The 7344-nt window shown below is 65.0% G+C and carries 6 protein-coding genes and 2 rRNA genes; 1 reads left to right on the forward strand and 7 read right to left on the reverse strand.

Going from position 1 to position 7344, the window contains the following annotated elements; all coding sequences use genetic code 11:
* Positions 1-3: 3 nt before the first annotated feature.
* The 4 genes from ACTODO_RS10230 to ACTODO_RS10245 are packed head-to-tail and all read right to left on the reverse strand — an operon-like array spanning position 4 to position 3597.
* Positions 4-861 (reverse strand): metal ABC transporter permease, encoded by an 858-nt coding sequence (locus tag ACTODO_RS10230; protein WP_003793635.1) that lies wholly within the window; start codon positions 859-861, stop codon positions 4-6.
* The gene (locus ACTODO_RS10235) at positions 858-1739 is read right to left on the reverse strand and encodes a metal ABC transporter permease (protein ID WP_003793637.1); all 882 of its coding nucleotides are present in this window, start codon (positions 1737-1739) and stop codon (positions 858-860) included. The genes ACTODO_RS10230 and ACTODO_RS10235 overlap by 4 nt, the downstream gene beginning before the upstream one ends.
* Positions 1736-2452, reverse strand: coding sequence for a metal ABC transporter ATP-binding protein (locus ACTODO_RS10240; protein WP_003793639.1), 717 nt, complete (start codon positions 2450-2452; stop codon positions 1736-1738). Before ACTODO_RS10240 ends, ACTODO_RS10235 begins: the two co-directional genes overlap by 4 nt.
* Complete coding sequence (locus ACTODO_RS10245; protein WP_003793640.1) at positions 2452-3597, reverse strand: metal ABC transporter substrate-binding protein; 1146 nt, start codon at positions 3595-3597, stop codon at positions 2452-2454. The genes ACTODO_RS10240 and ACTODO_RS10245 overlap by 1 nt, the downstream gene beginning before the upstream one ends.
* 149 nt (positions 3598-3746) lie before the next feature.
* On the opposite strand from ACTODO_RS10245, the gene ACTODO_RS10250 reads away from it, so the two are divergent.
* Positions 3747-5492: a dolichyl-phosphate-mannose--protein mannosyltransferase gene (locus ACTODO_RS10250; protein WP_003793642.1), complete on the forward strand. Its 1746-nt coding sequence runs from the start codon at positions 3747-3749 to the stop codon at positions 5490-5492.
* A gap of 182 nt (positions 5493-5674) precedes the next feature.
* Here the strand turns inward: ACTODO_RS10250 and ACTODO_RS10255 are convergent, their stop codons facing one another.
* The 3 genes from ACTODO_RS10255 to ACTODO_RS10265 all read right to left on the reverse strand — a co-directional run.
* Positions 5675-6199 carry an NADPH-dependent FMN reductase gene (locus ACTODO_RS10255; RefSeq protein ID WP_003793644.1) on the reverse strand — a complete coding sequence of 175 codons (525 nt, stop codon included), beginning with the start codon at positions 6197-6199 and terminating at the stop codon, positions 5675-5677.
* 216 nt (positions 6200-6415) lie between these two features.
* Positions 6416-6533: ribosomal RNA gene (gene rrf, locus ACTODO_RS10260) — 5S ribosomal RNA — on the reverse strand.
* A 120-nt stretch (positions 6534-6653) separates the two neighbouring features.
* Positions 6654-7344 (reverse strand): 23S ribosomal RNA (locus tag ACTODO_RS10265); the annotation flags it as partial.

Below are 7344 nucleotides of genomic sequence, written 5' to 3' on the forward strand. Positions count from 1 at the left end.
GTCTCACTGGTTCCCTGTGCGCGCACAGCGCGTCCGCCTCGCACCCGCCACCCTTTGGGGGACGCGCGAGGCCAGGACGCTCGCGGCGCACAGGAGCGCGATGGTTCCGCCTGCGCTGAGCCGCGCGGGGACGGCGATCGCGAGGCCCGCGATTCCGAGGAGCGCCCCCAGGACAGGAGCGCCAACGAGGAATGCGCGCGAGCTGCGCACGAGAGGCGCAAGCGCGGCAGCCGGCGCGGCAATGAGCGCGATCGACAGGATCGTGCCGACCGCCGGGATCGCCACGGTGACCGACGCGAGGATGAGGCCAAGGATGACGAGTTCGTGACGCCCGGCGCGCGAGGCGGCGGCCGGATTGGCGGGGTCGAAGCAGTGAGCAATGAGCTGGCGCCCGCCCAGCGTCACGACAAGCAGCGCGGCCACGAGCACGCCACCCGCCCAGGCGACGTCGGCGGGCGAGACCGTCATGACGGATCCCGTCAGGAAGGAATTCACCGCGAGGGGCAGGGGCTTGAACCAGGTCGCCAGGAAGTACCCGGAGGCAAATCCGGCGGTCAGCACGATGCCGGCGGCTCCCTGGCTGGAAATGCCTGGGATCGTGGCGAGCCAGCGCATGAGGACGACGAGCGGGATGGTCCCGAGGAACGCGCCGACGTAGAGCGCCGCCGACATTCCGGAGTGCCCGAAGCCGAGGGCGGCTGCGATGACGACACCGAGGACCGCGCCCGGGAACGTCCCGTGCGTGACGGATTCGGCGAAGAAGATGCGTCGGTCCAGGTAGGCGAAGGCGCCGATGAGGCCACCCAGGGCCCCGATGATCGTCACGTGAAGCGCGGGGTACAGGAGGAGGCTGGCAATCACGAGGCCTCCCCTCCCCCGGCGCTCACGGTCGTTTCACGCGACGTTTCACGCCCGGCAGTGACCGTGCACGCGCGTCGGGCACGGATCTCGCGCAGCGCCAGTGCGGCAGCAAAGCAGAGGAGGACCCCCATCGCGACGCACGCCTGCGGGGACAGCGGGCGCGGTGCGCGCAAGAGGGAGACGCCGAAGCCCGCCCATCCTCCAACGAGCGCACAGGCGCCGGACAGGAGCACCATGGAGCGCGGGCCCGCCGCGAGCAGCCGACCGAAGGCTCCGGGAACGATGAGGTATCCGACGACGAGGAGGACTCCGACCGCCGTCGAGGCCGCGACCACGATCGCACCGAGCGCCGCGTTGAAGGCGATGTCTATCCACGTGACGGGGATACCACTCACCCGTGCGGCCTCGCGATCGAAGGCTACCGCAACCTGCGCGCGCCAGGTGGCAGCGAGCAGCTCGGCGGCGACCACGAGGACGAGGGCGCTCGTGGCCATGCGCGACAACGTGATATCCAGGAGACGGCCGAACATAAGGGATTCGAGCTGCCCAGACATGTCCCCGATGCGCAGGGAGATAACGATGCCGAGGGAGAAGAAGGCGGTGAGCAGGACAGCGGTCGTCGCCTCGGAGTGGCGCTGTTTGCGGGAAGCCACCGTCAGTGCCGCCGCGACGAACGCCGCGCACACCGCGCCACCCGGGATGATGGCCTCTCGCCCGCCGACCGCCATTCCCACAACGATTCCGGGAAAGACGCCGTGGACCATCGTCTCGGCGCTGAATTCGGCGCGGCGCAGGTTCACGAGCGTCGAGGCGGGTCCAACCGCCAGCGCGAGGAGCCCCAGGACGATGATGGGGCGGGCCAGGAAGGGGGCGATCATGACAGTGCCGCAATCGCCTCGTCCGCGCCCGCCCCGTAGGCACGCGCCAGGACGGAGGGGGCAAGGGCCTCGTCGACGCTGCCGAGGGCGACGAGGTGCGAGGCGAGCACGCAGGCACGCGAGCACACGTCGCGCGCAAGGGAGAGGTCGTGCGTGGAGACGACGACGCCGACACCGTCCGCGGTCAGCTCGGCGATCAGCCGCGTCAGGATGTCGCGGCTGGGCGCGTCGAGGCCGTTGAAGGGCTCGTCCATCATGACCAGGTCCGGCCGGGCGACGAGGGCCCGCGCCACGAGGACGCGCTGTCGCTGCCCGCCGCTGAGCGTCCCGAATCGGCGCGACGCGCGATCGGAGAGGTTGACCCGTTCGAGGGCGGCGCTCACCCGCGCGCGCATGTCGGCGTTGATCCGCTTGCCCCACCCGGCCTCGGCGATAAGACCCATGGTGACGACCTCGGCCGCACTCACGGGAAAGGTGAGGTCCAGGTCGGCGCTCTGGGGCACGAGGCCGATGCGCTTGGCGTCCACCTCGACGGTCCCGGAGAGGACCTGGCAGCCGCCGGCGATGCCGCGCATGAGAGTGGTCTTGCCGCCACCGTTGGGACCGACAAGGGCGAGGGCCTGGCCCCCGAACACGTCGAGGGTCAGGCCGGTCAGCGCCGGGGTATTCCCATACCCCAGCGCCGCGTCTCGGAAGGAGACGAGTGTCGTCATCACTGGTCCTTCAGGCGCTCGGGCAGGTCCGGGACGGTGCCGCCCCACGCCTGGGTCACGGCACGCACGTTGTGGATGATCGAGCCGACGTAGGTGGCTCCCTCGGACCCGTCGGGGCCCAGCGAATCGCCGTACATGGCATCCTCGCCCACGATGGGGGTCACGCCAGCCGCGCGGGCGATCGCCTCGATGGACTTGGAGTTGTTGGAGTTTTCCGCAAAGAGCGCAACCGCGCCGGATTCCTTGACGGCCGCGACGGCCTTGGCGATGTGGTCGGCGGTGGCGTCCTGCTGCTCGTTGAAGTCGGACAGGGCGGCGCCGATGAAGCGGATCCCGTAGTCCCTCGAGAAGTAGCCGAAGGCGTCGTGGGAGGTAAAGAGCACGCGCTGTCCCGCAGGGACGGTCTCAATGGCCTCGGCGGTCCACTGATCGAGAGCGTCAATGTCCTCCAGGTACGAGGCCGTGGCCGCGTTGATCGACGATGCTGCGTCCGGTGCCGCGGCCGCGAGGCCTGCTCCGAGGTTGGCAACCTGGACGTGGGCACCCTTTGGCGAGGTCCACACGTGCGGATCGAAGCGGAACTCGGGGGCTTCGCCCGCTTCTTCCGGTGGGAAGGGCCACGGGGCAACGTTCACGCGCTCGCTGCCGCGGTCGATCGTGTAGGCCCCCTCAGGGTCGGGTGCGCCCGGGTTGTCAATGTCGGCGGCGGTCAGGACGCCCGAAGTGACGACCATGCGCCCCTTGAAGCCCGAGGAGACGACAGCATCGTCGAGGAAGTGTTCGAGGTCGACGCCGGAGACAGCCATGACGTCGGCCTCCGAGAGTGCCTTGGTCTGGGCAGGGGTCATCTCATGTTCGTGCGCGGAGGCGTTGGGGGCGAGCAGGCACGTGAGGCTCATGGTCAGGGCGGCCCCCTCGGGGGCGGTGCCCACGTGTGTGCTCTGTCCTGAGGCATCGGTCTTGGCAAGGGAGATGTCGGTGGATTTCGCGGCGATCTGGGTGACGTAGTCGCAGATCTGCGTGGTCGTGGCGACGACCGCGAGGCCGTGGGCCGAGGAGGAGGGCGCGCACGCAGCCAGCGAGGCGGTCGCCATGGCCAGCCCTGCGGCAGCGGCCAAGCTGCGCATTGTTGGGGAAAACATCATTGCTCCTATACAATTTTCGGGTACACGAAAATTATAGTCACAAGCGAGAACAATTCTCAAGAGACACAAACTGAACATTCTCTCCACGTGCAAGAGCGGATGTGCGCCGCACTCCTTTCAGCACGATTGGGCCGCTAGACTCGGATGCGATGGATACCGCGAACGCACACAACGACACGATCGACAAGACCGAGAACCTCCTCGAGCAGGAGGCGACAGGCGATGAGATCGCCAGCAAGCTCCCCGAGCACGAGCCGGCAACCGATGACGAGGCCCCCGCGCAGCCCGCCGAGGCCTCGCCCGCTCCCCCGACCAACGGATGGACACAGCGCCTGTCGACGCCCGCAGCGGGGTGGGTAGCGACGGCGATTGCGACGCTCATCGCCACTCTCATTCGACTGCCAGGACTGGGTAACGTTCGCACGCTCATCTTCGACGAGACCTACTACGTGAAGGACGCCTGGTCACTCCTCACCCTCGGATATGAGGGAACGTGGGCGAAGGATGTCGACACCGCGTTCGCCAATGGGGACACCTCCGGATTGTCCGCGGTGGGCGGCTATCCCGTTCATCCGCCGACGGGCAAGTGGCTGATCGCGATGGGCATGAAGTTCTTCGGCCAGGCGGATCCAGTGGGATGGCGCATCGCGGCGGCGATCTGCGGGGTTATCACCGTATTCCTCCTGTGCCGCCTCGCGCAGAACCTATTCCACTCCCCCGCCATCACCCTCCTCGCAGGCCTATTCCTGGCGACGGACGGCATGGCGATTGTTATGAGCCGCACGTCCATCCTCGACGGATTCCTCGCGATGTTTGCGCTGGCTGCATTCCTGTGCGTCGTAAAGGATCAGCACATGGCGCAGCCCAAGCTTTTGGCCAAGCTGGCGGCATGGGATGGACTGGGTGAGCCAAGGCAGGGGTGGCACTCCGCCTGGGCACACCTGACGCTGCGCGATCAACGCCCCTTCACGATCGGCCCCAATGCGGGAAACCGCCCGTGGCTTTTCGCGGCCGGCATCTGCGCAGGGCTCGCCTGCTCCGTCAAGTGGTCCGGCATTTACGTACTTGCCTTCCTCGGACTATTCGTCGCGCTGCGCGAGGTAACGTGCCGTTGGCGCGCAGGACATCCAACGCCGATCCGCGGAGCACTCCTTGCAGACGTGTGGTGGGCGTTCGCCCTCATGGTTCCGACCGCGATTCTCACATACGTGGCATCCTGGTTCGGCTGGTTCACACACTCCGCCGCACACGGACACGGCCGTTCCGGCATCGCTGGATTCGCCGGACAGCTGGCCGACCTGTGGCTCTACCACAAGGAGATGTGGACGTTCCACAACGGACTGAACACACCCCACAAGTATCAGTCCAGCCCGTTCACGTGGCTCGCTCAGGTGCGCGCGACATCCTTTTACTGGAACAACGGCGAGGCCATGACCGGCTGTCGATCAGGCAAGTGCGCGAGTGACGTCGTCGCCCTCGGCAATCCCCTCCTCTGGTGGGTGGGCATCGGAGCACTGCTACTCGTCATCCTCGCGACCTTCTACTACCGCAATTGGCGCGTGGGCATCATTACCCTCGGCTACATCGCACTATATGTTCCATGGCTCGCTTATGCGCATCGCACGATCTTCATTTTCTACACCGTCGCATTTGCACCTTTCGTCGCCCTGGCAGTCGCATGGATGATTGGACTCCTCGCGGGGTGGGCGACAATTGACGGCTCAGCCGAACCCTCACCGACCAGCCGCCGGACTCAGATCACCGGATGGGCGTTTGCTGCACTCGTCACGGCCACAATCCTCGGCTGCGCCATCTACTTCATGCCCCTGTGGCGCGGGGACGTCATCGACTACGACTTCTGGCGCGCCCACATGTGGGTGCAGAGCTGGATTTAAGCGTCCAGCAAGAACCCGACAGATAAGGGTGTGGCCCGGCAGCTTCCTGCCGGGCCACACCCTTACTCTGAACGGCTGCTTCAACGAGCCACCAAGCGTTCAACCACGGTCACGCGGCGACTCACAACGCGCATACTGGCGCGCAGCGCCACAATCACACGAAAACCGCTTAGAAGCCTTGCTCACGCCAGCGACGCAAGCAGTTCACGGATCTGCACGCCAAGCTCCTCGGAGGGCGTGAAAACACCGTCCTGGAAGTCGGAACCCAGGTTGATGCCAACCTGCTGCTCGCGCACGTCGGCACCGAAGGTCGACACGATCTCGCGCAGGTGCTCAAGCGGCTTGACCGCGCCGTACCAGGAGTAGCCGACCAGACCAACGGCCTTCTCCTTCAGCGTGGCCGGAGGCAGGTAGTCGATCGCGTTCTTCAGGGCTGCGGGCACGGAGTGGTTGTACTCAGGCGTCACGAACAGGACGGCATCGTTTGCCTCGAGGTTCGCACGAAGACGAACGGCCTCGGGCAGCTCGGGGGCCTGCATCGAGGGCGGCATCTCCTCCGCAAAGAGAGGAAGATCGTAGTCGCGCAGATCGAAGAACACGGTCTGCACGCCCTCAACCTGACGAGCCTGATCCTCAATCCAGCGAACAACCTGATCGCCGGCGCGACCGGGACGGACGGAACCAAGAATGATGGCAACGGAAGCCATGACATTTCCTTTCGAAAGCTTGTTGAAACATCAACTACTATAGCTCACCACGAAGCTTGACACAAGGACGATCGCTGTCGTTTAAGACACAAGTGACATGGTGCAGCAGCGCTACGATTCCTCTGGTTAGTGTGCACACGCAACGGGGGAAAGACTCGCAGCATGATGCGCGAAGGGCCTCATCCTTATGGATGAGGCCCTTCGACTTGAGGTGTGTTGTGGCGGTGTCCTACTCTCCCACAACCTGTCGGTTGCAGTACCATTGGCGCTGCCGGGCTTAGCTTCCAGGTTCGGAATGGGTGCTGGGCGTTTCCCCGGTGCTATGACCACCACAAGATTGGTGTTCAACACTCTCCCCCGTAGTGTTGTGGCGGGGGTGTGGGTTGATCGTGGTTTGTATAGTGGTTGCGGCTGTTGTGCTGGTGTTTCTTGTTCACCCCAACGGTGTGTTGGGTGGTTGTTTAGTGTTGGCCCATTAGTACCAGTCGGCTCGCGAGCACATTGCTGTGCTTCCACCTCTGGCCTATCGACCCGCTAGTCTGGCGGGGGCCTCTCACCCCACGGGGGGGCGTGGAAATCTCATCTTGAAGCAGGCTTCCCGCTTAGATGCTTTCAGCGGTTATCCCTTCCGAACGTAGCTAACCAGCCATGCACCTGGCGGTACAACTGGCACACCAGAGGTTCGTCCATCCCGGTCCTCTCGTACTAGGGACGGCCCTTCTCAAATTTCCTGCGCGCACAGAGGATAGGGACCGAACTGTCTCACGACGTTCTGAACCCAGCTCGCGTACCGCTTTAATGGGCGAACAGCCCAACCCTTGGGACCAACTCCAGCCCCAGGATGCGACGAGCCGACATCGAGGTGCCAAACCATGCCGTCGATATGGACTCTTGGGCAAGATCAGCCTGTTATCCCCGGGGTACCTTTTATCCGTTGAGCGACCACGCACCCACGTGCCATGGCCGGATCACTAGTTCCTGCTTTCGCACCTGCTCGACCCGTCGGTCTCACAGTCAAGCTCCCTTGTACACTTGCACTCGCCACCTGATTACCAACCAGGCTGAGGAACCTTTTGAGCGCTCGTACATTTAGGAGCAACCGCCCAGTAAACTACCCACCAGGCACTGTCCCAACCGGATCACGG

Source organism: Schaalia dentiphila ATCC 17982, from assembly GCF_000154225.1.
Classification (GTDB): domain Bacteria; phylum Actinomycetota; class Actinomycetes; order Actinomycetales; family Actinomycetaceae; genus Pauljensenia; species Pauljensenia dentiphila.

What these genes read in the sequence shown, in the direction of transcription:
- ACTODO_RS10235 (WP_003793637.1), bottom strand. Translation starts at nt 1,739, where the DNA reads ATGATCGCCCCCTTCCTGGCCCGCCCCATCATCGTCCTGGGGCTCCTC.
- ACTODO_RS10240 (WP_003793639.1), bottom strand. Translation starts at nt 2,452, where the DNA reads ATGACGACACTCGTCTCCTTCCGAGACGCGGCGCTGGGGTATGGGAAT.
- ACTODO_RS10245 (WP_003793640.1), bottom strand. Translation starts at nt 3,597, where the DNA reads ATGATGTTTTCCCCAACAATGCGCAGCTTGGCCGCTGCCGCAGGGCTG.
- ACTODO_RS10250 (WP_003793642.1), top strand. Translation starts at nt 3,747, where the DNA reads ATGGATACCGCGAACGCACACAACGACACGATCGACAAGACCGAGAAC.
- ACTODO_RS10255 (WP_003793644.1), bottom strand. Translation starts at nt 6,199, where the DNA reads ATGGCTTCCGTTGCCATCATTCTTGGTTCCGTCCGTCCCGGTCGCGCC.